General features: G+C 66.3%; 20 protein-coding genes. 19 read left to right on the top strand and 1 reads right to left on the bottom strand.

Going from position 1 to position 23,828, the window contains the following annotated elements; genetic code table 11:
* Position 1: 1 nt before the first annotated feature.
* The 13 genes from B2747_RS16895 to B2747_RS16835 all read left to right on the top strand — a co-directional run bounded on the left by B2747_RS16895 (position 2) and on the right by B2747_RS16835 (position 14,249).
* On the top strand, positions 2–733 hold the full coding sequence (locus B2747_RS16895; RefSeq protein ID WP_291163634.1) for a MotA/TolQ/ExbB proton channel family protein: 732 nt from the start codon (positions 2–4) through the stop codon (positions 731–733).
* A 1-nt stretch (position 734) separates the two neighbouring features.
* Positions 735–1,148: a biopolymer transporter ExbD gene (locus B2747_RS16890; protein WP_291163631.1), complete on the top strand. Its 414-nt coding sequence runs from the start codon at positions 735–737 to the stop codon at positions 1,146–1,148.
* Positions 1,148–1,897, top strand: a complete 750-nt coding sequence (locus tag B2747_RS16885) for an energy transducer TonB (RefSeq protein WP_291163628.1) — start codon at positions 1,148–1,150, stop codon at positions 1,895–1,897. Before B2747_RS16890 ends, B2747_RS16885 begins: the two co-directional genes overlap by 1 nt.
* A 31-nt stretch (positions 1,898–1,928) precedes the next feature.
* A complete protein-coding gene (locus B2747_RS16880) occupies positions 1,929–3,269 on the top strand; it encodes a hypothetical protein (protein ID WP_291163626.1) in 1,341 nt (446 codons plus the stop codon).
* A gap of 74 nt (positions 3,270–3,343) precedes the next feature.
* Positions 3,344–3,904 carry an OmpA family protein gene (locus B2747_RS16875; RefSeq protein ID WP_291163623.1) on the top strand — a complete coding sequence of 187 codons (561 nt, stop codon included), beginning with the start codon at positions 3,344–3,346 and terminating at the stop codon, positions 3,902–3,904.
* Between the two features lie 2 nt (positions 3,905–3,906).
* Positions 3,907–4,818, top strand: coding sequence for a tol-pal system protein YbgF (gene ybgF / locus B2747_RS16870; RefSeq protein ID WP_291163621.1), 912 nt, complete (start codon positions 3,907–3,909; stop codon positions 4,816–4,818).
* 32 nt (positions 4,819–4,850) lie between these two features.
* Complete coding sequence (gene tatC / locus B2747_RS16865) at positions 4,851–5,615, top strand: twin-arginine translocase subunit TatC (RefSeq protein ID WP_291163618.1); 765 nt, start codon at positions 4,851–4,853, stop codon at positions 5,613–5,615.
* Complete coding sequence (locus B2747_RS16860) at positions 5,612–8,584, top strand: putative LPS assembly protein LptD (protein ID WP_291163615.1); 2,973 nt, start codon at positions 5,612–5,614, stop codon at positions 8,582–8,584. Before tatC ends, B2747_RS16860 begins: the two co-directional genes overlap by 4 nt.
* 9 nt (positions 8,585–8,593) lie before the next feature.
* Positions 8,594–9,622: a radical SAM protein gene (locus tag B2747_RS16855; RefSeq protein ID WP_291163612.1), complete on the top strand. Its 1,029-nt coding sequence runs from the start codon at positions 8,594–8,596 to the stop codon at positions 9,620–9,622.
* A 174-nt stretch (positions 9,623–9,796) separates the two neighbouring features.
* Positions 9,797–12,700, top strand: coding sequence for a tetratricopeptide repeat protein (locus B2747_RS16850; protein ID WP_291163609.1), 2,904 nt, complete (start codon positions 9,797–9,799; stop codon positions 12,698–12,700).
* Positions 12,697–13,701, top strand: a complete 1,005-nt coding sequence (locus tag B2747_RS16845; protein WP_291163606.1) for a polyprenyl synthetase family protein — start codon at positions 12,697–12,699, stop codon at positions 13,699–13,701. Before B2747_RS16850 ends, B2747_RS16845 begins: the two co-directional genes overlap by 4 nt.
* 38 nt (positions 13,702–13,739) lie before the next feature.
* Positions 13,740–13,979, top strand: a complete 240-nt coding sequence (locus B2747_RS16840) for a DUF4321 domain-containing protein (protein WP_291163603.1) — start codon at positions 13,740–13,742, stop codon at positions 13,977–13,979.
* Between the two features lie 9 nt (positions 13,980–13,988).
* Positions 13,989–14,249, top strand: a complete 261-nt coding sequence (locus B2747_RS16835) for a Sec-independent protein translocase subunit TatA/TatB (RefSeq protein ID WP_291163600.1) — start codon at positions 13,989–13,991, stop codon at positions 14,247–14,249.
* Positions 14,250–14,372: 123 nt separating this feature from the next.
* Here B2747_RS16835 and B2747_RS16830 read toward each other — a convergent pair whose 3' ends face one another.
* Positions 14,373–16,205 (bottom strand): peptidyl-prolyl cis-trans isomerase, encoded by a 1,833-nt coding sequence (locus tag B2747_RS16830; RefSeq protein WP_291163597.1) that lies wholly within the window; start codon positions 16,203–16,205, stop codon positions 14,373–14,375.
* Between the two features lie 276 nt (positions 16,206–16,481).
* Here B2747_RS16830 and B2747_RS16825 point away from each other — a divergent pair, with 276 nt between their 5' ends.
* From B2747_RS16825 to accC, 6 genes are all read left to right on the top strand, one after another.
* Complete coding sequence (locus B2747_RS16825; RefSeq protein ID WP_291163595.1) at positions 16,482–18,950, top strand: tetratricopeptide repeat protein; 2,469 nt, start codon at positions 16,482–16,484, stop codon at positions 18,948–18,950.
* Complete coding sequence (aroQ, locus tag B2747_RS16820) at positions 18,947–19,390, top strand: type II 3-dehydroquinate dehydratase (protein ID WP_343125915.1); 444 nt, start codon at positions 18,947–18,949, stop codon at positions 19,388–19,390. The genes B2747_RS16825 and aroQ overlap by 4 nt, the downstream gene beginning before the upstream one ends.
* The gene (locus tag B2747_RS16815; protein ID WP_291163590.1) at positions 19,387–20,499 is read left to right on the top strand and encodes a M24 family metallopeptidase; all 1,113 of its coding nucleotides are present in this window, start codon (positions 19,387–19,389) and stop codon (positions 20,497–20,499) included. Before aroQ ends, B2747_RS16815 begins: the two co-directional genes overlap by 4 nt.
* Before the next feature lie 112 nt (positions 20,500–20,611).
* Positions 20,612–21,118 (top strand): acetyl-CoA carboxylase biotin carboxyl carrier protein, encoded by a 507-nt coding sequence (gene accB, locus B2747_RS16810; protein ID WP_291163587.1) that lies wholly within the window; start codon positions 20,612–20,614, stop codon positions 21,116–21,118.
* A gap of 11 nt (positions 21,119–21,129) precedes the next feature.
* Positions 21,130–22,332, top strand: a complete 1,203-nt coding sequence (locus tag B2747_RS16805) for a type IV pilus twitching motility protein PilT (RefSeq protein ID WP_291163584.1) — start codon at positions 21,130–21,132, stop codon at positions 22,330–22,332.
* Positions 22,333–22,468: 136 nt separating this feature from the next.
* Positions 22,469–23,827 (top strand): acetyl-CoA carboxylase biotin carboxylase subunit, encoded by a 1,359-nt coding sequence (gene accC / locus B2747_RS16800; RefSeq protein ID WP_291163581.1) that lies wholly within the window; start codon positions 22,469–22,471, stop codon positions 23,825–23,827.
* Position 23,828: the final 1 nt, after the last annotated feature.

The following is a 23,828-nucleotide window of genomic DNA, read 5'->3' as shown; positions in this document are numbered from 1 at the left end:
CTTGAGCGCGCTCCTCATGTTGCAGCTCTCCACGCAGGGCGGTGAGGCAGCCTCACGGTCCATTGTTGGGCTCATCATCACCAGTGACCCGGTCACCAAGGCCGTGTTGTTGCTGCTGGCTGTGCTGTCGCTGCTGTCGTGGACCATCATGTTCGCCAAGTGGCGGGCCTTCAGCACGGCCGAGAAGAACGGCGAGACGTTTGTGCGGGAGTTTGAGCGCGCGCGTGGCATCGATGACGCCATGTTGCTCGCGCAGCGCTCCAAGCCCAGCGCCTTCACCGCTGTATTCTCGCGAGCCGTGCAATTCCTTGGCGATACCAAGCCGGCGCTGGCCGCCACCACTGACCGCACCGCGCGCCTCAGCGGTTCGCAGGTGGAAGCGTTGCGGCTCGTGCTCGATTCGCAGTCGGGCAAGGAGCGCGAGGAACTCGGGCGCTTCATTCCCTGGCTGGCCACGGTGGGCAGTGTCAGTCCGCTCATCGGTCTCTTCGGTACCGTGCTTGGTGTCATCGAAGCCTTCGAGGGCATCGCCACCAAGGGATCGGGCAACATTGGCGCGGTGGCGCCCGGTATTGCGACGGCGCTCATCGCCACGGCGGCAGCGCTGGCCGTGGCCATTCCGGCGGCCTTTGCGTACAACGTGTACGCGGCGCGGCTCAATCGCTTCGACAACGAACTCGAGGGCTTTGGCTCCGAGCTCATCGCGCTGATGGTGCGCGAGGGACGCATTTAACATGCGACGCGGCCGCCGCGGTGAGCGCATGGGCGTCAATGCCGAGATCAACGTGGTCTCGCTGATTGACGTCATGATGCTGCTCATGATCATCTTCATGATCACGGCGCCCATGATGCAGGGTGGCGTGGACATTCAGCTGCCGCAGGCGCAGGTGGCGCCGCTCGAGCCCAAGAATGGTCTCGTGGTCACGGTCGATCGCGCCGGACGCATCTTTGTCGACAAGACCGCGCTCACTTTCGAGGAATTTGAGGGCAGCATCAAGGCGCTGTCCGAGCGCAAGGGCGGCGGCGGTGTGTTCGTGAGCGCCGACGCGCGCGCCGACTATGGCCAGGTGGTGCGCGTGCTGGCGGCCATGCGTGAGCGTGGTATCACCGACATCGGCCTCGTGGCCGAGCCGGAGGAGCGCCGCTAATGGCGCGAGCGGCCGCGCTCTCGGCCCAGCATCCCACCTGGCTGCGCAGCGGCTTCGTGGGGGCGCTGGCCGTGCACGGGGCTCTGGTCGCGCTGGCGTGGTGGGCGGGCAGCCAGGTTGAGCCCCCGCGTCCGCCGGTGTATCGCGTGGAACTGATGGGCCGGGCCGGTCTGCGTCAGGCGGGTGTCGAGTCGCCGACGGCAGCGCCCACGGCGGCCGGGCCCAACGTGGCTGGCGCCGAGCGCGTGCCGGAAGAAAAGATCGCGCCCAAAACCAGCACCAAGAAGTCCACGGCCCCGTCGCCGCGCGCCACGCCGTCCACCGAGCGGACGCGCAAGGCGGGCAGCAAGACCGCCACCACGTCCGCAAAGAGCACCGCCGCACCTAAGGCCGGCGCAGGCGCCACCGGAACCAAAGGCGCCGACGTGGCCAACCTGCGTACGGACGGGATCGCGTTTCCCTTTCCCGGGTACCTCAACAACATCGTTCGCCAAATCACACTGAGTTGGCGCACAGCTCGTATGTCAGCCGCGCTCGTGACCGAGGTCAAGTTCATGATCCGTCGCGATGGCACGGTGGCCGGTATCGAGGTGGTCAAGGCGTCGGGCAATCGGCTCTACGACCTTGATGCGGTGGGCGCTGTGGAGGCCGTGGGTCAGGCCCGCAGCTTCGGCCCCTTGCCCGCCGGTTGGGCCGACGATGTGCTGGTGGTCTATTTCACGTTCGATTATGCCCTGCGTCCGCAGTAACCCCGTGTCTCCACGTTTTCACCCGTCTGTGATGCCCCGTTTGCGCGGCCTCGCGCCATTTCGTGTTCTGCGCCGCGCCACCGTGTCGGCTACCGCTGTCGCGTCGGCGCTCCTGATTGGCCTCGGGCTGCTGCCCCTTGGGCCCGGTAGCGTAGCCAGTGCGCAAGACCGTGGCGTGAGCCTTGGCATTCAGTATCGTGAGGGTGCCAAGACGTCCATCATCGTGCTGCCGATTGCGGGCGCCAATGGCGACACACTCACGCGCATGTTGTCGCGTGATCTCGATTACAGCGACCGCTTCACGGTGGTTGGTTCGAGCAGTGCGCCGGCCACCACGGGTACGCCCAACTACGCGCTCTTTACGCGGCTCGGCGTGGACGGCATCGTGCAGGCCTCGGTGCTGCCATCCGGCTGGCTTCGCGTGGCACTGCATGATGTCGGGCTCAAGAAGGTGCGCAACAGCAAGGATTTCCCTTTGCCTTCGCCGGCCCAGACACGCGACTGGCGCATGGCCGTGCACGGCGTGTCCGATGGCATTGAAGAGTGGGTCACGGGACAGCGCGGCATTGCGCAGTCGCGCATCGCCTTCGAGCGCGGTGGCCGCGTCTGGGTGGTGGACAGCGATGGAGCCAACGCCACGGCCGTCACGCCAAACGGCATGTCGCCCCAGTGGCTGCCCAGCGGGCGCGGGCTGGTGTACGCCGTGCTCGACGGCAGCCGCAATCCCATCATGTTCAAGGATCTGGTGAGCGGCGCGCAGCGTACGTTGGTCAGTGAGAACGGGGTGGAGCATACCACACCGGCCGTTTCGCCCGATGGGCGCACGCTGGTCTATGCGCGTGGTACCGCGGTCGGAACCGATCTCTACGCGCAGCCCATCGACGGTGGGTCCGCGCGGCGCGTGACGGTGGGGCGTGGTCGTGCCAGCGCGCAGCCGAGCTTCAGTCCGGACGGCCAGCGCGTGGCGTTCATGAGTGATCGTTCGGGGCACCCGGAGGTTTATATTTCCGATCTGGACGGTACCAACGCGGAATTGCTGACGGCCGCGGCCTTTGGAGACCGGGACTACCGCGCGGCGCCAGACTGGTCGCCCGACGGACGCCAGGTCGCCTTTCAGTCGCGAAACGGCGGCACGTTTCAGATCATGATCATCAACCTGCGAGACCAGGCGGTGCGCAGCGTCACCAACGACGGCCGGAATGACGACCCGTCGTGGGCACCCGACTCGCGTCACCTGGTTCTCACGTCCACCCGGAGTGGCATTCGCCAGCTCTGGGTGGTGGACGCGGAAACCGGACGGGCACGGCAACTGACCTTCGGTGCGCAGGAAGCGCGCTTGTCGGCCTGGTCGCCGCGCCTGCTCGGGCAGTAGGCAGGTCCGTAGGCGTTTTCCTCGCTGTTCGCTGGCTCTTTCACTCCCCTCCACTACATACCGGAGTTATCGAGATGAACCGTTCTTCTCGTCTGATGTTGGTCCTCGTGTCCTCCTCGCTCGCGCTTGGCGCGTGCAAGAAGAAGCCGGCCCCGGCGCCCGCTCCCGCACCGGCTCCGGCCCCTGCGGAAACGGCCCCGGTGCGCAATACGCCGGCGCCCGCGCCGCGTGACACGATGGCCGAATACAACGAGAAAGTGGCGGCGGCCCGTCTGCGTCTGCTCGAAACCATCTACTTCGAGTACGATGCCGATGAGTTGCGCGACGACGCCCGCGCCTCACTCGACGCCAAGCTGGCCATTCTGAACGCCAATCCCGGTCTGCGCATCAAGGTCAACGGCCACTGCGACGAGCGTGGCAGCGACGAGTACAACATCGCCCTCGGCCGTCGTCGTGCCGAAGCGGCCAAGCGTTACCTGACGGACCGCGGCATTGATGGGTCGCGCATCGAAACCGCCTCGTTTGGTCGTGAGCGGCCGGCGGTGCAGGGCGGTGGTGAGGATGCGTGGTCGAAGAACCGCCGCGACGAGTTCGAAATCGTGGCCGGCGGCGAGAACCTCAAGCCCGCCCGTTGAACATGAACGCCACACCCGGTGACCGCGTGACGCGGTCCGTGCTTGCTGGCCGCCGTGTGTGGCGGATGATTCCCCTCGTGGCCCTGATGGCCACGGGGGGCTGCTTTGCCACGCGCGGCGACGTTCGCATCATCCAGAACGACATCCTCGCCCTGCGGGCCGAAGTGCTGCGCAAGCAGCAGGAGCACATGGAGGCGCTGCTGCAGACGCAGCGTCTGCTGCAGGTGGCCAGTGATTCGCTCTCGCGCGTGAGTGCGCGCACCGTGGGCATTCAGGGCGATGTGCGCGGCGAGTTCCGCGCCGTGCGTGAGCAGTTGCTGCAGGTGCAGACACTGCTGGGCCAGAGCCAGGCCACCATTTCCCGGCTTCGGGCGGAGCTTGAAGAGCAGCGCGCCGCGGCCGCTGCAGTGCCGCCCACGGCCGGTGCGGCGCCCACGGGCTCTGCTTCGGTGCCAGCGGGCTCCCGTCCCGCGCCAGCCAACACGCCGCCGGCTTCGCAGACGGCGCGGCCTGACACGACCGCTACGGCGTCCAACACGCCGGGACCCAGCCAGTTGTTCGTGAACGGTCGCGACCAGCTCACGCGGGGCAGTAGCGCCACCGCGCGCACGCTGTTCCAGGAGCTGCTCACCAACTATCCCGATTCGGACTATGCGCCCGATGCGCAGTTCTGGATTGCGGAGTCGCTGGCCAAGGAAAACAACGTCGCGGCCGCCGATGCAGCCTATGCGGCCGTGGTGAGCACCTATCCCAATGCGCCCAAGGCGCCGACGGCGCTCTACAAGCGGGCGCAGTTGCTCATCAAGCAGGGTAACACGCCGCAGGCCCGTCAGCTGCTCGAGCAGGTCGTGGCCCGCTATCCGCGCAGTGATGAAGCCGAGTTGGCTACGGAAACGCTCAAGACCCTGCGGTAACTGCTGCATGAACGACCACGCGTACAGCCACCATGGCCGGTAACAACCCGGGCGAGATGCCCTTCCTCGAGCACCTCGAGGAACTGCGCTGGCGCCTGTTCAAGGTCGCGGTGGCGCTCGCCATCGGGATCGGTGTGTCGTTCTTCCTGATTTTCTCCAAGCAGATCGACGTGGTCGCCATTCTGTCTGAGCCCATCCGCCCGTTCATCCGCGGCAAGCTCATCGTGACGCACCCGGCCGATCTGTTCGATATTGCCATGAACGCGGCCATTACACTCGGGCTCATTGCCGCGTCGCCGGTCATCGTGTGGCAGATCTGGGGCTTCCTGTCGCCGGCCCTCTACACGCACGAAAAGAAGGTGGTTATCCCGGCCCTGGTGGGCGCGGCCCTGTTGTTCCTGGCCGGCGCGACGCTGGCCTTCAAGTACGTCGTGCCAGTCACGCTGGGCTTCTTCGCGTCCTTCCAGAGTGGCGTCGTGGAAATCATGCCCACCGTCAAGGACTACATGGGCTTCGTCATTGCCATGTGTCTGGCCTTCGGGGCCGTGTTCGAGTTGCCGGTGGTCATCGCGTTGCTGTCCGCGTTGGGCATCGTCCAGCCGCAGCTGCTGGCCAAGTTCCGCCGTCACGCGGCGGTGGGCTGCCTCATTGGCGCGGCCATCATCACGCCGGGTAGTGACCCGACCTCGCTGCTGCTGCTCACCATTCCGCTGTACGGGCTGTACGAAGTGTCCATTGGCCTCTCCCGCCTCATCGTCCGGCGCCGGGAGCGCAGTCTCGCCGCCGAGGTCGCGTGAGCGCTGTGGGGGGCTTCGTGCGCCGACTGCGGCGCGCTCTCAACCTGGGTGTGGTGTTGGCTGGCGCACTTGGTGTGATGCCGGTCACGCGTGCAGATGCGCAGGCCATCCCGGTGCGGCCCGGTCAGCCGCCGGCCACCGGCCGCGCCGGACAGCGGGCGCCGGGCGACAGCACCAAGCCGCTCAGCAAGGATCGCACGGTTTTCAATTGGACCACGCCCGACTCCGTCATGCGCCGCCTGATGGAGCTCGACGGGTATCGCTCCGTGCAGTACCAGGGCGATACGGTGCGCTTCGACGCGGCCTCCCGCGTGCTGGTGCTCAAGGGCAAGCCCTCGGCCGTCCAGCGTGACGAGACCATGCTGGTGGGCGACTCGATCGTGTACAACGACTCCACCAAGAAAGTGTTGGCTCTGGGTGACACGGTGTTGCTGCGCGACCCCTCGCAGCGCGACGCCGACGACTTCATCGCCAACGGACGCATCGAGTACGACCTGCAAAGCCGCTCGGGCATCACCGGCGCCTTTGCCACCAGCTTCGAGTCGGGGCAGCGCCTGTACATGAGTGCGCGGCGCAGTGCCATCGTGTCCGACACCCTGGTCAGCGGCCGGCACCTGGTGTTCGCGCGCAACGGCTCCTTCACCTACTGCGACCACGCCGAGCCGCATTTTCACTTTGAAACACGCGACATGAAGTTCGTGTCGCAGAACATCATGGTGGCGCGGCCGGGCATCCTGTACATCGGCGAGGTGCCGGTGTTCTGGATTCCGTTCTTCTTCCAGGACGTGCGGTCCGGGCGCCGCAGTGGCCTGCTCACACCGGGCTTCGGTGTGGCCGAGTTGCTGCGCAACAGTCCGTCGTATCGCCGCAGCCTGCAGAATCTCGGCTACTTCTTTGCCATCAACGACTACATGAATGCCGAGGTGTCGTTCGACTGGCGATCAGGTGCCCGCCAGTCTGATATCGACCCGGGCTTCGTTCGTGGCAACGCCGAGTGGCGCTATCGCTGGATCGATCGCTTCATCAACGGTGAGCTGGCCGCGTCGTATATGAGCCTCGGCAACGGCACCACCAATACCTCGTACACCTGGAATCACAACCAGGATTTCTCACGCAACACCAAGCTCACCGCGCGCCTCAACTGGGTGCAGAACACCCTGGTGCAACGCAACACCACCATCAACCCGGTGGCCGCCAACGCCACCATCCGCTCCCAGCTCAACTACCAGACCAAGCTGGGGCCGGCGCAGATCAACATCGGTGGCTCGCGGGTGCAGTATCCGGGTCGCACGCAGGTGGACATGGACTTTCCGTCGCTCAACGTGACCTCGGGAACCCTGGAGGCGGGGCCGGTAGCCTGGACGCCCAATCTGCGTCTCGCCATTTCGGGTCAGAGCCGGATCGACCAGGGGCTGCAGTTCCCCTTCGTGTACAATCGCCGCGCTGATGGGGGCATCGACAGCACGCGTTTCAATGCGAGCCGTCGCAACATGCAGTTCGCCTTTGATACGCCCATCAAGATCTGGGATTTCCAGTGGCAGAACTCCTTCACCATCAACGAGCAATTCCGCGACTTTCCCGAGCAGCGTGAGATCGTTGGCGTGCGTGATTCGTCGCAGAAGGTCACACGCATTTACGCCCAGACCTACGAAACCACGGTCGACTGGAACACCTCCTTCAATCTGCCGCGCTTCTTCCAGGGCACCTGGAACGTGTCGCCCTCGGTGAGCGTGGCCAACGTGGATCAGGGCGGCCTGTTCGTGCGCACCGAGCGCAGCAATGGGCGCTGGGTGGCGCAGAACAAGCGACTCAGCTACGGCGTGAGCTCTTCGCCCACGTTGTACGCCATGTTGCCGGGCCTTGGGCCAGTGGCGCGTTTCCGCCACGCCATCACGCCGGCGTTGTCGTACAGCTACTCGCCAACGGCCTCGGTGAGTGACGCCTATCTGCAGGCCATCGGCCGCAGCCGCGTGGGCTACATTGGCGCGCTGGCGCAGAATCGGGTGGCGCTCACCATGTCCACCAACCTCGAAGCCAAGCTGCGGGCGCCCAACGACTCCAATCCGGACGCGGGCCAGAAGATCAAACTGCTCTCGCTTGGCTTTTCGTCGCTCACGTACGACTTCGTGCGCGCCGACACCACGGGCAACGGCTTCACCGATCGCACATTCTCCATCAACGGGCGCACCGATCTGTTGCCCGGTCTCGATTTCCGCACCACCTACGAACTTTTCCAGGGTGATCCGGCGTCGGACACGGCCGTGTTCAAGCCGTTCCGCACCGAGTTTGGTGTCACCTTCTCGCTCAACAGCAAGTCGGGCATCTTCGGCATTCTCGGCCGGCTGTTTGGCGTGGATACTGAGCTGCGCGCTGACTCCGCCGCTACGACAGCGTCCGATCAATCCATTGATCGGCAGGCCCGCAGCATGAATGCCGCTGGTGGTGGGGCCATGCGCGGCATGCAGTTGTCGTTGCCTGAGTCGGGCGAGGGCTGGAACCTCAGTCTCCAGTACAACGCCGCGCGGCAGCGGCCGCCCGTGGGCGGCACCCAGATCAACAACGATCCGGCCACCTTGTGTGAAGGCCAGCGGCCGTTCGGTGTGGTGGCGTATGAGCGGTGCATCCTGAATGCGCAGACCGCGCCGTCCACCGGCCTCAACTCCGGTCAGAGCGCCATCGGTGCGCCGGTGTTCATCCAGCCGCCCACGCAGAACGTCTCGGCCAACCTCTCGTTCGGTATCACGCGCAACTGGTCGGCGCAGTGGTCCACGCAGTACGACGTGGAGCGTGCGCGCTTCTCCAGCCAGCAGGTGGGTCTGCAGCGCTCGCTGCACGACTGGAACGCCGTGTTCTCCTTCTCGCAGACGCCGAGCGGCAACTTCGCGTTCAACTTCTTCATTGCCCTCAAGGCGCAGCCGGAGCTCAAGTTCAACTACGACCGGCAGACGTACCGCTCCGGCAACTTCTGAGCGCCGGCCATGCTTTCCAGCCGGTATCGCCCGTATCACGTTCCCATCTTTCTGGCCAAATACGCCTGGCTGCGTTTACGCCGGCGGCCGGTGCTGCTGAATTTCGAAGTCACCATGCGCTGCAATGCGCGCTGTGGTTTCTGCAACTACTGGCAGACGCCGGCCAGCGCCAAGGCGCAGGAGCTCGCCGACTTCAGCGCCATCGCGCGGCGTTTTTCTCCCATGCTGGTGACGTTCACGGGCGGCGAACCCACGCTCCGGCGCGACCTGGAGGACCTGGTGCGTGCCGTGCGCCAGTCGGTGCGCTACACCTACGTGCAGCTCATCACGCATGCGGGCATGCTGTCGCTCGATCGGGCCCAGTCACTGTGGGATGCGGGCGTGGATCAGTTCAACATCTCGCTCGACTATCTCGACGGCCGGCACGATGAGGCGCGGGGCATCCCGGGTCTGACCAACAAGATTCTCGACCTCGTGCCCCGCATGCGTGCGGCCGGCATCGGTGGCGTCAAGTTCAACACCGTCATCAAGCGCGACAATCTGGACCAGATTCTGCCCATTGTGCATCAGGCGGCCGCCATGGGCGCGGGGGTCAATTTCTCGGTCTACACGGCGCTCAAGAATGGCAATCGCGACCACCTCTTGCAGGATCTCGACCCGGCGGCGGTGCAGGCCGTGGTGGACGAGTTGCTGGCCTACAAGCGTCGTCGGGCCGGCGTCATCACCAATTCCGACTACTACCTCGAGCAGATTCCGCGCTACGTGCGCGGCGAGATGACCGAGCCCTGTGAGAGCGGCAACACCACCATTCACATTGACCCGCAGGGCCAGGTGCGGCGCTGTCCGGACTTTCCGGCCGACGGCCCCTGGGAGCAGTACAAGGGCTACGCCCCCATCGACTGCAACGACTGCTTCTACGCCTGTCGTGGCGAGGCACAGGCCCCCCTGCGTGTGATGTCCCGCATTCGCGATGTGATGGCCACGGTACAGCCTGAGGTGGCGCGTCCGGAACGGATCCTGCCGGTGGTGAGACCCTGAGCCACGGAGTGTGGGGCAGGGAGGCCACGGGCGTTGCGTGCTCTGTGCACTCCTCGTCTCACACCGGGGCCACGCGTCCCTTGAACGTGGGCGAGCTTCGGGGTACGATCCCCGGGTCCCGTCCTCCCTCCGGGCCCCTCGGCCCTTCCGTCACGTGGAGTCAGCCTCGAACGCATGTCCAACGCCGCGAAGCACCGAAAGAAGGCGGCTGAGTTCGAGCAGCTGAAGCAGATCGACCGCGCCATCGCCTCCTACGTCAAAGCCATCGAGGAGAGCGAGGCGGCTGGCGAGGACATTGACGTCGCGCTGCTGAACAAGGTGGGCGACCTCGCGCTCCGGCAGGGCCGGGTGCCCGATGCCATCACCTACTACGAGCGGGCCGTCGAGCACTATGCGACCTCCGGCCTTTTCAACAACGCCATTGCGCTCTGCAACAAGATTCTGCGCAATGCGCCGGGCCGAGCCAATGTGTACTTCACCCTCGGTCGCATCTGCGCCCGCAAGGGTCTGCGGGGTGACGCGACGCGCAACTTTCTCGAGTACGCCACGCGCATGCAGCAGGAAGGACGCGTGGACGAAGGCATGCGTGCCCTCGCGGAAGTGGCCGACCTCATGCCCGAGCTCACGGAAGTGCGGCGCATGGTGGAGGAGCACGCGCAGCGCGCCGGCATCACGCTGCCTCGTCGCAAGACGCCCGCGCGCAGTGTCGCCGTAGAGAGCGACGCGCCGCCGGGCCGGGAACTCAAGTCGGCCGATCTCGTCTTCCTCGACATCGACTACGGCGCGCCGGCCTCCCGCACACCGATGTCGGCACCGCGCATCCCGACGCCGATCGCCACCACCAAGGTCCCGACGCCGGCCGAGCCCGTGGTTGAGTTGCCGTTCATCGTCGACACCCCGCGTTCGCCCACCCCCCCGCCAGTCAGGTTGGTGACGCCGCCACCGGTGAAGCGCGTGACACCGCCACCGGTCCCGGTCATCGAAACGCCGCCGACTGTGCGGCTGGTGACCCCGCCGCCCACCGAAACCATCGCGCAGGCCACCGAGGCGCCGCCGGTGGTGGAGCCCTTGCTCGGTCTCGAGGCCAACGGCGAATTCATCGGCGACGCGGTGCCTGTTCTCGACGGATTCACCTCCGACGATCTGCCCAAGGTCGAGGCCAGCGCGGCCGCCGAAGTGGTCACCCCGCTCGACTTGACCTCACGTGGCGCAGAGGCCGACGCCGCCGGCATCCCGATCCTCGACGAGCTCCTCGTCGAAGACTTCCAGGGCGGGCCGACGGAAGAGGCGGTGTCCCAGACCTTTGGCGTGCCGTCCACTGGTCAGGAACCGCCGCGGTTGGTGGACCCGACGCCGCTGGTCGTGGATTCCGTTCTCGAGGTGACGGAGCCAGCGCCGGCCGCTTCGCCTGCGCCAGAGGCGGGCCTGGCCGAACTCACACCGCTCGAGATCGAGCCGGTGCCGGAGCTGGATGCGGCCATCGCTGCCGGCGAGGAACTGGTGGCACGAGCCGAAGAGGCCGCAAGAGTGGCGGACGCCATGCGTGCCGTGCGGCCCACGCCGCGTGGCACGCCGGTTATCGAGCTCGAAGCCGTCGACGAGTTTGCACCGCCCTATCGGCCGCCGTATCGCATCGATCCGCACGATTTCATTCTGCCGGGCGAGCTGCCGCCGCTCATGCTCGACGATGGCGCCGTGTCGCTCGGCCTGGGCGATACTGCTGCGCCGGAGTCCGGCGGAGTGCCCGCCGCTCCGGTGGAGCTGGATCTGTTGTTCGATCCGGAACTGGACGAGTCCACGGGCGAGCCAGACCAGGCCCCAGAGCTTTCCGAGCCGGTGTCATCCGACCTGCGTTCGGAAGCGACGACGGTGTTGGTCGACGATCTGCCACCGGAAGCTGACGCTTCTGAGGCTGAGGCGGCTGAGGGGGAGGCGTCTGAGGCTCAGGCGCTGGCCCCTGATGCGCCCGCGACTGAAGTGCTGGACGTTGAAATCGCTGACGACGAGCTGGAGTCGCCGGCTGTCGAGCCCGAGGGGCGTCCGGTTTCCGTCACGCCGGCGCTGCCCATTGCCGCCGTCGCGGCTGAGGCCCAGCAGGTGGCTACGGCGCGCCGGGACTCGCTGCGTGCGGCGGTGGCTCGCATGCCGCAGAACTGGCTGCTGCGCCGTCGCCTGGCCGAGGCCCTGTTCGAGGCTGGAGAGCGTGACGCCGCGTTGGCGGAACTCGAAACGGCGCAGTCGGGCCTCCAGGCCGCCGGAGAGTTCGAGTCGGCCGCAGAAATCGCCGACGAGCTGGTGCAGGTCAGTCCGGACCGGGTGCCGTATCACCAGCGCCGCGTTGAACTGGCCGTGCAGACCAACAGCGAAGCTCGGCTGCGCAGCGCCTACCTCGATCTGGCTGATGCGCTGGTGCGCATGGGTGAGGAGGGCCGGGCCCGGGCCGTGTATGCCCGCGTCCTCGAAATCGACCCGTACGATGACCGCGCCCGCACGGCCCTCGGCGCCGCCGCGCCGCCGCTTCCCACACCGGCCCCAGCCGTCCCGGACGACAACTTTGTCGACCTCGCTGATTGGCTGCGCGACGATGACGAGCCCGCCTCCACCCGCATGCGGATGCGGGAGCCCACCATCACGGGCGACGAACAGGCCGACTTCGATTCACTTTTACGGCACTTCAAGGAGGGGGTCGCGCGTTCACTGGGAGAAGACGATTTCGAGAGTCATTACGACCTCGGGGTCGCCTACAAGGAAATGGGCCTGCTGGAGGACGCCATCGCGGAGTTCCAGAAGGCCCTGCGCAGCCGCTCACACCGTCTCCCTGCCTACGAGGCCCTCGGCCAGTGTTTCGTGGAGCAGGGACGGCACCAGGTGGCCGCCACCATCCTCTCCCGGGCCCTCCACGAGCCCGGACTCAACGACGACCAGCGGGTCGGGGTGCTGTACTTGTTGGCATATGCCTGCGAGGCCCTGCAGCGCTGGGACGAGGCTCGTAGCTATTATCAGCGTGTGTACGCCACCGACATCCAATTCCGAGACGTGACGGCTCGCCTGGCAGCCGTCGAACAGGCCTCCCGATGACCCTGACCACGCGGACTCCGTCGGCGCTGGCCGCGGCATTGCGCGACATCCAGTCACCGGTGCAGGCCGATCTCGCCGCCGTTTCCGACGAGCTCTGGCGCATCGTCGCGGCCGACGTGCCGCTCGTGCAGGAAGTGCAGGGCCACCTCATGGGCATGAAGGGGAAACTCTTCCGTCCGACGCTGCTGCTGCTGGCCAGTCGCATTGAAGAGCGCACCTCGTCCAAGGCGGTGACCTTCGCCGCCATCATCGAACTCATCCATCTTGCCACGCTGGTGCATGATGACGCCGTCGATCACTCGGCGCTGCGTCGCGGCATGCCCACCGTCAACGCGCTGTTCAGTCATCAGGTCTCCGTCATCATGGGTGACTACCTGTATCTGCGCGCGCTGCGAGAGTTGGTGAGCATCGGTGACCTGGAGGCCATGCGCAGCATCACCTACGCGTCCAACGAGATGACGCTCGGGGAGATCCGGCAGCTTGGTGCCTTTGACGCGCTGGCGTTCTCCGAGCGCGACTACGAAACGCTCATCCGCGCCAAGACGGCCTCGTTGTTCATGGCGGCCTGCGATGTGGGCGCGCTCTGCGGTGCGCCGCGCTATCGCGAGCCCCTCACGCGCTTTGGCGAGCGCCTGGGCATGGCCTTCCAGGTGGCCGATGACCTGCTCGACTACACGGAGCAGCAGGAAATGACCGGCAAGCCCAGCGGGCTCGACCTCAAGGAGCACAAGGTCACACTGCCGCTCATCGCCGCGCTTCGCGAGATGGATCAGACCGCCCGCGGGCGGGTGGAGGCGCTGTTTGCCTCGCCCGAACCCGAAGACGACGCCATTGCCGAGGTGGTGGGCATCGTGCGGACTCATGGCGGCCTCGAGTACGCGCGTCGGCGCGCGGACCAGTTCTCGCGCGAAGCCGAGGAGGCGCTGCTCGAACTGCCGGAAGGGACGGCTCGTACATCCCTTTTGGATTCCATCGCGTATGTCGTGGAGCGGCGCTGGTGATGGCACGCGGACCTTCCAGACACCGGCCGCTGTTTCATGTGTTGGTCCTGTCCACCGGGTTCGTGGTGGGCGGGCTCATCACTCAGGTGGCTCGCCGGTTCCTGCCGGCGGGGGCAGTGAAGGAGTTCCTCACCACCGGCGTCACACCGGCGGTTGGGCCGCTACCCATCGACCTGATTATATTGAAGTTCGCCGTAGGACCAGTTGCCCTGGATGTCTCCCTTCTGAGCCTCCTTGGGGTATTGATCGCTTACCTGATCGCGCGGTCCCTCTTCTAGGAGTTTCCCATGGGTCTACAGAACTTCGGCTTCATGGAGATCATGATCATCCTGGTGATCGTGCTTCTCCTGTTCGGGGCCAAGCGGATTCCCGAAATCGCGGGGTCGCTCGGCAAGGGCATCAACGAGTTCAAGCGCAACATCAGCGACGCGCAGCGGCAGATCACCGAGCCGCCGCCGGCCGCGCCGCGCGCCGAGCAGCGCATTGCTGAAGGGGCACCTGCGGCTCAGCAGGAAGAGCGGCCCGAGCCCAAGCGCCTGCTGCAGTAACGCCGGCCGGCATTCGCTGAGCGATCGGGTAGGAGCAGCAGTTGCTCGTCGCGATCGTCATCACAAAAGCAAACGCCCCGTGAGTTCGAGACTCACGGGGCGTTTGTCATGCGGGGTGTGCGATCAGACGCCCGACTGGCGCCGCAACTGGCTCAGCACTTCGACGCGACGATCGTCAACCTTCACGCTCTCGCGCAGGTTGTTCAGATACTCGTCGACCTTCTGCTGGCGCAGCGACTGCGTGTACTGCGTGCGCTGAATGGTCTTCTCCGCTTCGAAGGCGGTCCGGTCTGCATCCACACGCGCATCCACGCGGAGCACGACCAGGGCATCCGCCGTCTTGAACGGGCCACCCACCTGACCAACCGGCACGGCGAACGCCGCGCCAATGGCCGGCGTGAACTGGCCAAGACCCGGCACCAGCTCACCACGCGCAAACGGCGAGGTCTTCTCGACCTGCAGACCGGCCTGCGCGGCTGCCGCTTCCAGGCCGCCCTGCTTGGCGGCGCTCACCAGCTGTTCACCCATCGGGCGCAGCTTCTCGAGGCGCTTCTCGCGCGCAAGGCGGCGACGGATGTCCTCCTTGACCTCGGCCAGTGACTGCGGCCCACCCTTGGTGAGGGAGTCGAGACGCGCGAGGTAGTAGGCCTCCGGCGAGTCGAACAGGTCGCTGGTCTCGCCGGGCTTGATGCCCGTGAAGGCCCACGCGGACACCGACGGCACGTAGCGGCCGGCGAACGACAGCGGCTCCTTCTCGGTCACCACCACCGTGGCCGGCGTGAGGCCGAGCTGACGGGCGGCGTCGTCGAAGGCCTTGCCTTCTTCCTGATTGGCGGCCTTGTTGGCCAGCGAATCGGCCTTGCGATCGGTACGCGAGGCGCTCGAGTCGCTCTGCGTCACGGTCACGAGGATGTGACGCAGGTCCAGCGTGTCACCCTGACGCGAGTCCACGCGGATGAGATGCCAGCCGAACGGCGTGAGCACCGGCTGCGACAGCTCGCCGGTCTTGAGCGCGTAGGCCGCTTCTTCGAACGTGGGCGTGAAGCGATTGCGTCCACCCTTGCCAAGCGCGCCACCGTTGGCACCCGAGATGCTGTCGGCCGATTCACGACGCGCCACATCCTCGAACTTTGCGCCACCCACGATCTCGGCACGCAGGGCCTCGATGCGGGCCTTGGCAGCCGCGGTGTCAGCGGCCGAGACGATACGCGGCACCGTGAGCAGCGACACCACGGCGCGGCCCGGCTTCTCGAAACGCTTCTTGTTCCGTTCGAAGAACTGCTGGATCTCGCTGTCTGTGACAGTGACGGCCGTGTCCGAAAGGCTCTCCGCACGCAGCGTCACGTAACTCACCGTGGCACTGTCGTGACGGTCCTTGTAGAGCTGCCACAGGCGCTCGTCCGACAGATAGGCGCCGCTGGCGATCTGGTCGAAGAGCTTCTGCTTGGGGATCTCGCTGCGGTAGTACGCCTCGAGACCGGCCAGCATGCCACTCTGCCGCGCCATCGGGCTGCTGAGCAGGCGGAGGTATTTCTGCATGTCGAACTGGCCGTCGGTCTGCAGGTCGGGCGACTGCATGGCCTGCGGCGGCGGCGCCATGCGTGCCGCCTGAAGGATTTCGTCGTCAGTAACCGTGATGCCACGCTTCCTGATTTCCTGCTGCAGCAACATGTCGGTCACGAGCTCGTCGAACGCCCGGTCTTCGAGCTGCTGGCGCTGGTCGAGCGTCAGCGCACCGCCCGACTGCTGGACCTGCTGCTGCTCGAGCGAGTTCACCGCATTCTGCCAAGTGGTGAGGAGGAGTTCCTCACCATTGACCGTGGCGATGGACGTGGTGGTGGTCACGGGCGCGCGGCCGGCCAACCCCGAGGTCTCATACAGCAGGAAGCTGCCGACGAACGCCACGATGATGAAAATCCAGATGTACTTCGCGGCGCTCCGCATCGATTGCAGCACGGGGCGTAACTCCTTCGGTCGGGTAGGACGGCGTAACGGAAAGGCCTCCACCGCACCGTGGGTGGGGGCAGAAGCAAGAGAGCCTCGAAACCTAGCGGTCGCGTTCTCCTAAAGGCAAGACACGTCATCACTTCCTGAGTTCGCCGTGCAATTGACATCCCGATCGCCCCGGACAATCAATACATCCAACCCCCGGATCACCGACCCTGTCGGTGCCAGCCGCGTGACAGTGCGTCCTGTCGCCGCCCCGGGTTCACACCAGAGGGCCCTGTACGCATGAGCACCGCTGCCCGCATCGACGAACTCCGGAAGAAGTTCGAGGAAAACCCGCGGCGCTTCTTCGCGCCGCTGGCCAACGAGCTCCGGAAGGCTGGCGATCTCTCGCAGGCCATTGCGCTGTGCCGCGAACATCTGCCCAAGCAGCCTGGGCACATGAGCGGGTACATCGTGTTCGGTCAGGCCCTCTATGAAACGGGTGAGCTGGACGAGGCCCGCGGGGTGTTCGAGCAGGCGCTGGCGCTCGACCCGGAGAACCTCATCGCCCTGCGGCATCTCGGGGACATTGCCCGGCGGCAGGATCAGCCGCAGGTGGCCCGCCGCTGGTATGAGCGGGTGCTCGAAGCGGATCCGCGCAATGACGACATCGCGGCGCAGTTGGCCTCGTTGGCCACGCCCACGCCGTCGGTAGCCGCCATCCCCGCGCCGGCTTCGTTCACGCCGGTGGTGCCCATGGCGGCGTTCGGCACGCCCGCGCTGGGCAGTGCGCCGGTACCGGCCGGAAGCGTGCCGGCCCCGTCGATGCCCACGCCGGCCTCGTTCACACCCATCGACCTCGCCGCCATCCCCACGCCGGTGACGGCGGCGCCGGCCATCCCGACGCCGGTCGTGGCAGCACCTGCCATTCCCACGCCGGTCTCGGCGGCGCCAGCCATTCCCACGCCGGTCTCGGCGGCGCCGGCCATTCCCACGCCGATCACCGCCGCGCCGGCCATCCCGACGCCCATCAGTCAGGCGGCCTTCGCCCCCATCGATCTCGACAGCATGGTGGCTGAGGCACCGTCCTTCCCGCCGGCCCTCGCGCCAACACCCATCGAGAGTTTCCCGGCCATCCTGCCCACCATGCCGACCCCCGATTCGGCCATGCGGGCGATTGAAGCCGAGGCGGACCCCTTCCACTTTGCGCCGGCTGAGCCGGTCGCGTCTTCGGCGGCTTTTGCCGAAACCAGGGCCGAAGAGTTGGAAGCGCAGGCCGCCCAGGCTGAATCAGAGGCGGCGATGGCGTTTGAAGAAGGCCTCGTCGCGCCCGAGTGGCCCGATACCACGGACCTGTTGGCTCGGCGTGAGACGCCGCGTTCGGTCACGCCGCTCTCCGTGCCGGTCACGCCCGACGCGGCACAGGCTTTTGGGCTCGAGAAGGGCGACGCGCTCAGCATGCCGCTGCCGGAGCCTGAGCCGGAAATCGAGGTGGAGCTGGAGACGGAGTTGGTGGCCGAGTCTGTCAGTGAGTTTGCAAACGAGCACGTGGCACACTTCGCACAGACCGATTCGCCGATCACCCTGCCGCTGATGGATTTGACGGACAGCGCCATCGACACCGTCAATGGTGTGGTCGATGATGCCGTCGACGATGTTGTCCATGATGTGGTCGACGATGTCCGTGCGTTCGGCGCCGATGCTGACGTGATGGAGCACGCCGCGGAGACAGAGCCGGAGATCGTCGCGCCGTTTGAAGATGTCGTTGTTGCGGAGACCGAAGTACGCGCGGTATCTGAAGAGTCTTTTGCGTCGCTCAACGACGAGCTGACCGAGGAACCGTCTGAAGAAGCGTCCGAAGAACCGACTGAACCGTCGCCGGCGTTTGTCACCGAGACCATGGGCGAGTTGCTGGTGGCTCAGGGCTTTGTCGATCGCGCCGTGACCGTGTACGAGGAGTTGGTACGCCGGCGTCCCTATGACCCCGTGCTGGCTGCTCGCTTGCAGGAGCTGCAGGACATGCAGCAGTCCGCGGCTACTGGCGTGGACGTGGCACCGGAAGCAGACGGAGCAGCGTTCGGCGAACCCGTCTCCGCGGCAATCGTCGCTCCGGAGAGCGAGACAGGCCATGCGGAGCCGATCGCCGTGTACACGGCCCGGGAGCGTTTCGCGAGCCTGGCCGCGCGACGGGTCTCGCGCCGCACGCCGGCGTATTCCACGCCGGTCTTCTCGCCGCCGCTGCGCAGCACACCCGCCGCGTCGCTCGCCGCCTATGCCACTCCGGTTCGTACGCCTGCCGTGCAAGCGCCGGGAGTCGAGGCCGCGCATGACGACAGTCTCGCGTCGCTGTTTGGAGACGAGGCGCCGGCGTCGGCCTCCGCACAGGACGAGTTCGCGGCGCGTCAGCTCGCGTCGGCGTTCGACCCGCAGTCGCCTGACGTTGGCTCACTCAGCGACAGCTTCTTCGCAGGGGCCGCCGGTCATCGCGAACCGACACCGGCCTTTGGCACAGTCCGTCAACCCACGCCCATCCGCGGCGTGGCGGCGTCACCCACTCCCGCTGCGCCCACCCCGGCCGCGCCGCAGCCTCCCGCGCCTGGTGCAACCGGTGAGTTTTCGTTCGATCGCTTCTTCCCCGATCCGGCCCGGCAGACCTCCGCTGCATCAGGGGCTGAGCCTTCGGTAACCGGCAACCCGGCGGCATCCGCGCCACCGGCCGCTGACGATCTGGCGCAGTTCTCGGCCTGGCTCAAGGGGCTTGGCAACTCGTGATCATTGGCGTGCTGAACGGGCCCAATCTCAACCTCCTGGGCACGCGCGAACCGGCGGTGTACGGCACCGCCACGCTCGCGGATATCACCGCCCACCTCGAGCGCGTTGCCGCCGAGTTGGGCGTGCAGCTGCGCGCGGCGCAGGCCAATGGCGAGGGGCAGCTCATCGACACACTGCATGCCTGGCGTGGAGAGGTGGATGGCGTGGTGGTGAATGCCGGGGCCTACACCCATACCAGTCTCGCGCTGCGTGATGCCTTTACGGCCACCGCGCTGCCTTTTGTCGAAGTGCATCTGTCCAACATCCATGCCCGCGAGCCGGAGCGTCGCCACTCCATGCTCGCGTCGGCGTCCATTGGCATGGTCTGCGGGTTGGGGGCGGACGGCTACGAATACGGCCTCCGTGGCCTCGTGCGGGCACTGGCTGCGCGGCGCGCGTGAATCGTTCGGCATTGGGAGGTGCCATTGATCGGCGTCCAGAGCGGCTGGCCGCGCTGCGTGAGGCCCTCGGACGGGCCGATCTCGACGGCCTGCTGGTGTCGTCGCTGCCCAATGTGCGCTACCTGACGGGATTCACCGGCAGCAATGCGCTGCTGCTCGTCACACCGCTCGAGCTGATGCTGTTCACCGACTTCCGCTATGCCGCGCAGGTGGAAGACGAGGTCGGGGCGCACGCAACGGTCCAGATTGAAGCCAACAGCCTCTGGGCCGGTCTCTGGGCCCGTCTGGCCGCCACCACGGGCGTGGAGCGCATTGGCTTTGAGTCCGCGCATCTCCTGCATCGGGATTTCTCGCGGCTCTTGGAGCAGGGCGCGCGCTGGCAATGGCGCCCGGTGGTGGACTGCGTCGAACAATTGCGCGAGTGCAAGGACGAGGGCGAGGTGGCCTGCATCGAACGCGCGGTGGCCATTGCCGAGACCGCGCTGGTTCGCACATTCGAGCAGCTGCGGCCCGGTCTGACCGAGCTGGCCGTGGCGGGCCTTCTCGAGCATCAGCTGCGTGATGCGGGCAGCGAGGGCTTCCCCTTCGAGACTATTGTGGCCTCAGGCCCCCGGTCGGCGCTGCCGCATGCCCGGGCGTCCGAGCGCGTGCTCGCCCCCGGGGACTTCGTGCTGATCGACTTCGGGGCGATTTTCGCCGGATACTGCGCCGACATTACCCGGACGGTGGTTCTGGGACCGGCGTCAGCGCGCCAGCGGGAGATTCACGACATTGTGCGCGAGGCCAATGTGCGCGCTTCGGGCGCGATTCGGGCTGAAATGCAGGGGATGGCTGCAGATGCGCTCGCAAGAGAGTACATTGACGCCCGCGGGTATGGTGACGCCTTTGGGCATTCTCTCGGTCACGGCATTGGACTGGAGGTGCATGAAGGTCCGCGCCTGTCCCGGAGTGCCGAGGCTCCCCTCGCGGCTGGCATGGTGGTGACCGTCGAACCGGGCATCTACCTGCCGGGGTGGGGTGGCGTGCGGATCGAAGACGATGTGCTCATCACGGCAGACGGGGCGCGGGTACTGACTCGCCTGGACCGTCGGCTCACTGAGTTGTCGTAGTCGCCGCGCTCGGCGCACCACGTCCAGTCCGTCCATCGCGTTGTCCGGTGTCGTCAGGTCCAATGGACCGCGCGGCAGGGGCGACGTTCCTTTCTACCAGCCTCCCTCCTCCATGATCGACCTGCGCTACGTGAAGAAGCTGATCGAGATGCTCGACGGCTCCACGGTGGATTCCATCGAGATCTCCTCCGACAAGGGGATGAAGCTCCGGATCTCGAAGAGCCCGCAGCAGCGCGCTGCCGCTGTCACCATGGCGCCGGCCCTGCCGGCCGCCCCACTGCCTGTTGCCGCGCCCGTGTTGCCTGCTGCCGCTGCGGCGCGTCCTGCCGAGGAGGGAGGGACGGCGGCGCCGAAGGCCGAGGCACCGAAGTCTGCGGCCCTCGAGATCAAGTCGCCCATGGTGGGGACGTTCTATTCCGCGCCGGAGCCGGGCGCCAAGCCGTATGTCGCGGTTGGCGATCGGATCAGCAAGGGGCAGATCGTCTGCATCATCGAGGCGATGAAGATCATGAACGAGCTCGAGTCCGAGTTCGATGGGGTGGTGCGCGAGGTCAACGTGGCCGATGCACACGCTGTCGAATATGGCCAGGTGCTCTTCCGCATCGATCCGACCGGCTGAGACATGATCACATGACGATGGTCTCCGGCGTCGCCCAGACAGCTCCCAGCGGACCAGCGTCCGCATCCAGCAACGGAGCGGCGCCAGCAGCGGGGCTCGACCTCAAGGCGGCCCTGCAGCGCATGGTGCGCGAAGGCGCATCAGACTTGCATCTCAAAGTGGGTCGTCCACCCACGCTGCGACTGCACGGAGACCTCGTCCCCCTCGACATGCCGCCCATGCGGCCCGAGGAATTGCGCGCGCTGGCGGAACACCTGTTGCCGCCAGCGCAGCTGCGCGAATTCGTGGAAGTGCGCGAAGCCGACTTCGCCATCAATGTGCCGGGCATCGGGCGCTTCCGCGTCAACGTGTACCAGCAGAAGGGCACCGTGGCCTTTGCCATGCGTGCCATTGCGCACGCGGCATCCAACATCCGCGATCTCAATCTGCCACCGGTGCTCGAGCAGATTGCGCTCAAGCCCCGCGGGCTGGTGCTGGTGACCGGCGTGACGGGCTCGGGCAAGAGCACCGCCCTGGCCGCCATGGTGCAACACATCAACGAGCGGCGCAGCGCCAATATCATCACCATTGAAGACCCGATCGAGTTTGTGCATCGGGACATCAAGTGCCACATCAATCAGCGCGAGGTGGGCACCGACACCGCCACCTTCGGGCAGGCGCTGCGGCGCGTGCTGCGTCAGGATCCGGACGTCATCATGATCGGTGAAATCCGTGACCTCGAGACGCTGGACGTGGCGCTCAAGGCGGCGGGCACCGGTCACCTGGTGTTCTCCACGCTGCACACCACCGACGCCACGCTGACCATCAATCGCGTGCTCTCGTTCTATCCGCCGCACCAGCAGAACGAAGTGCGCTTCGCACTGGCGAATGCGCTGTCCGCGGTGGTGTCCCTGCGCCTCGTGCCGCGAGCCGACCAGCCGGGTCGCGTACCCGCCTGCGAAATTCTGGTCAACACCGAAGCGGTGCGCGACCAGATCCGCGATCTCTCCGCCACGCTCAACATTCCCGACCTGATCAAGGAGGGCAGTGTGGCCTACGGCATGCAGAGCTTCGACCAGTCGCTCATGGATTGGTACTCGCGCGGCATGATCTCCTACGAGAGTGCGCTGTTCAACGCCAGCAATCCTGCAGAGTTCGCACTGCGCGTACAGGGTGTGGACGCGGCCAGCGACAACACGTTCAGCGGATTCCGCCCCGGAAGCAGCGCCGCGTAGCGCCGCGTAGCGCCGCGTGGCGGTCGGGCAGCCGCCGCGGCAGGTGAAGCGGGAGAGGCTCCGTCAAGGGGGCCGCCGAACGATGGGTAGGCGAGCGGGACTGGCGGTGAGGCAGTGACGTCGCCAACCTTACGGGATGTTCAAGAAAGTCCTCATCGCCAACCGCGGAGAAATCGCGCTGCGCGTCATCCGCGCGTGCCGCGAACTCGATATCCAGACGGTCGCCGTGTACTCCGAGGCCGACCGCGAGTCCCTGCATGTCCGGTTCGCCGACGATGACGTGTGCATCGGACCGCCATCGGGACGCGACTCGTATCTCAAGATCCCGCGACTGATTGCTGCCGCGGAGATTACGGGAGCCGACGCCATTCACCCGGGCTATGGCTTCCTGGCGGAGAACGCCGAGTTTGCCGAGACCTGCCGCGCATCGGGTATCACGTTCATCGGCCCCACGCCCGACCAGATCCGTGTCATGGGCGACAAGGCCTCGGCGCGCCGGGCCATGCAGGAAGTCGGCGTGCCCATCGTGCCGGGTACGCCCGGACCGATCGAAGACCCCGAGGAGGCGCTGGAGTTCGCGCGTGAAATCGGCTTCCCGGTCATCATCAAGGCGGCGGCCGGTGGTGGTGGCAAGGGCATGCGCGTGGCGCGCGATCCGGACGATTTCCTTCGCTCCTTCCAACTCGCGCGCTCCGAGGCCCTGTCCGCTTTCGGCAACGGCGACGTGTACGTGGAGAAGTTCCTCGAGCGTCCGCGTCACGTCGAGTTCCAGGTGCTTGGCGATACGCACGGCAATGTCATTCACCTCGGTGAGCGCGACTGCTCGGTGCAGCGTCGCCATCAGAAGCTCATCGAGGAGGCGCCATGTCCCGTGATGACGCCGGAGCTGCGTGAGCGCATGGGTGAAGCGGCGGTGCGTGGCGCCAAGGCCATCAACTATGTGGGAGCCGGCACCGTCGAAATGCTGCTCGACGAAGATGGCTCGTTCTACTTCATGGAGATGAACACGCGCATCCAGGTGGAGCATCCGGTCACGGAACAGCTCACTGGCGTCGATCTCGTGAAGGAACAGATCCGCGTGGCCGCGGGCTTGCCGCTCTCGGTGAAGGAACTGCCGCCGTTCCGTGGACACGTCATCGAGTGCCGGGTGAACGCGGAAGATCCGTCGCGCAACTTCCAACCCTCGCCCGGCAAGCTCGAAGTGTTTCATCAGCCCGGCGGCCCCGGCGTGCGCATCGACACGCATGCGTATGCGGGCTACACGGTGCCCCCTTTCTACGACTCGATGATCGCGAAGCTCATCGTGCAGGGCAACACGCGCGAGGAGGCGCTCAAGCGCATGCAGATTGCGCTCGAGAGCTTTGTGGTCGAAGGCGTGAAGACGACCATGCCGTTCCTGGCCCGTGTCATGCAGCATCCCGGCTTCCAGGCGGGCAAGGTGCACACCAAGTGGCTCGAGTTCGAGGGCGCCGACCTGCTGAAGGAGCCTGGCTGAG

Origin of the sequence: Gemmatimonas sp. UBA7669, from assembly GCF_002483225.1 — a bacterium.
Lineage (GTDB): Bacteria > Gemmatimonadota > Gemmatimonadetes > Gemmatimonadales > Gemmatimonadaceae > Gemmatimonas.
Note: the sequence above shows the minus strand (reverse complement) of the source record. Positions and strands in the feature narration are given on the sequence as shown.

Coding starts and splice junctions, on each gene's coding strand:
- ybgF (WP_291163621.1), top strand. CDS start 3,907: ATGAACGCCACACCCGGTGACCGCGTGACGCGGTCCGTGCTTGCTGGC.
- tatC (WP_291163618.1), top strand. CDS start 4,851: ATGGCCGGTAACAACCCGGGCGAGATGCCCTTCCTCGAGCACCTCGAG.
- B2747_RS16885 (WP_291163628.1), top strand. CDS start 1,148: ATGGCGCGAGCGGCCGCGCTCTCGGCCCAGCATCCCACCTGGCTGCGC.
- B2747_RS16880 (WP_291163626.1), top strand. CDS start 1,929: ATGCCCCGTTTGCGCGGCCTCGCGCCATTTCGTGTTCTGCGCCGCGCC.
- B2747_RS16850 (WP_291163609.1), top strand. CDS start 9,797: ATGTCCAACGCCGCGAAGCACCGAAAGAAGGCGGCTGAGTTCGAGCAG.
- accC (WP_291163581.1), top strand. CDS start 22,469: ATGTTCAAGAAAGTCCTCATCGCCAACCGCGGAGAAATCGCGCTGCGC.
- B2747_RS16855 (WP_291163612.1), top strand. CDS start 8,594: ATGCTTTCCAGCCGGTATCGCCCGTATCACGTTCCCATCTTTCTGGCC.
- B2747_RS16825 (WP_291163595.1), top strand. CDS start 16,482: ATGAGCACCGCTGCCCGCATCGACGAACTCCGGAAGAAGTTCGAGGAA.
- B2747_RS16845 (WP_291163606.1), top strand. CDS start 12,697: ATGACCCTGACCACGCGGACTCCGTCGGCGCTGGCCGCGGCATTGCGC.
- B2747_RS16875 (WP_291163623.1), top strand. CDS start 3,344: ATGAACCGTTCTTCTCGTCTGATGTTGGTCCTCGTGTCCTCCTCGCTC.
- accB (WP_291163587.1), top strand. CDS start 20,612: ATGATCGACCTGCGCTACGTGAAGAAGCTGATCGAGATGCTCGACGGC.
- B2747_RS16835 (WP_291163600.1), top strand. CDS start 13,989: ATGGGTCTACAGAACTTCGGCTTCATGGAGATCATGATCATCCTGGTG.
- B2747_RS16805 (WP_291163584.1), top strand. CDS start 21,130: ATGACGATGGTCTCCGGCGTCGCCCAGACAGCTCCCAGCGGACCAGCG.
- B2747_RS16890 (WP_291163631.1), top strand. CDS start 735: ATGCGACGCGGCCGCCGCGGTGAGCGCATGGGCGTCAATGCCGAGATC.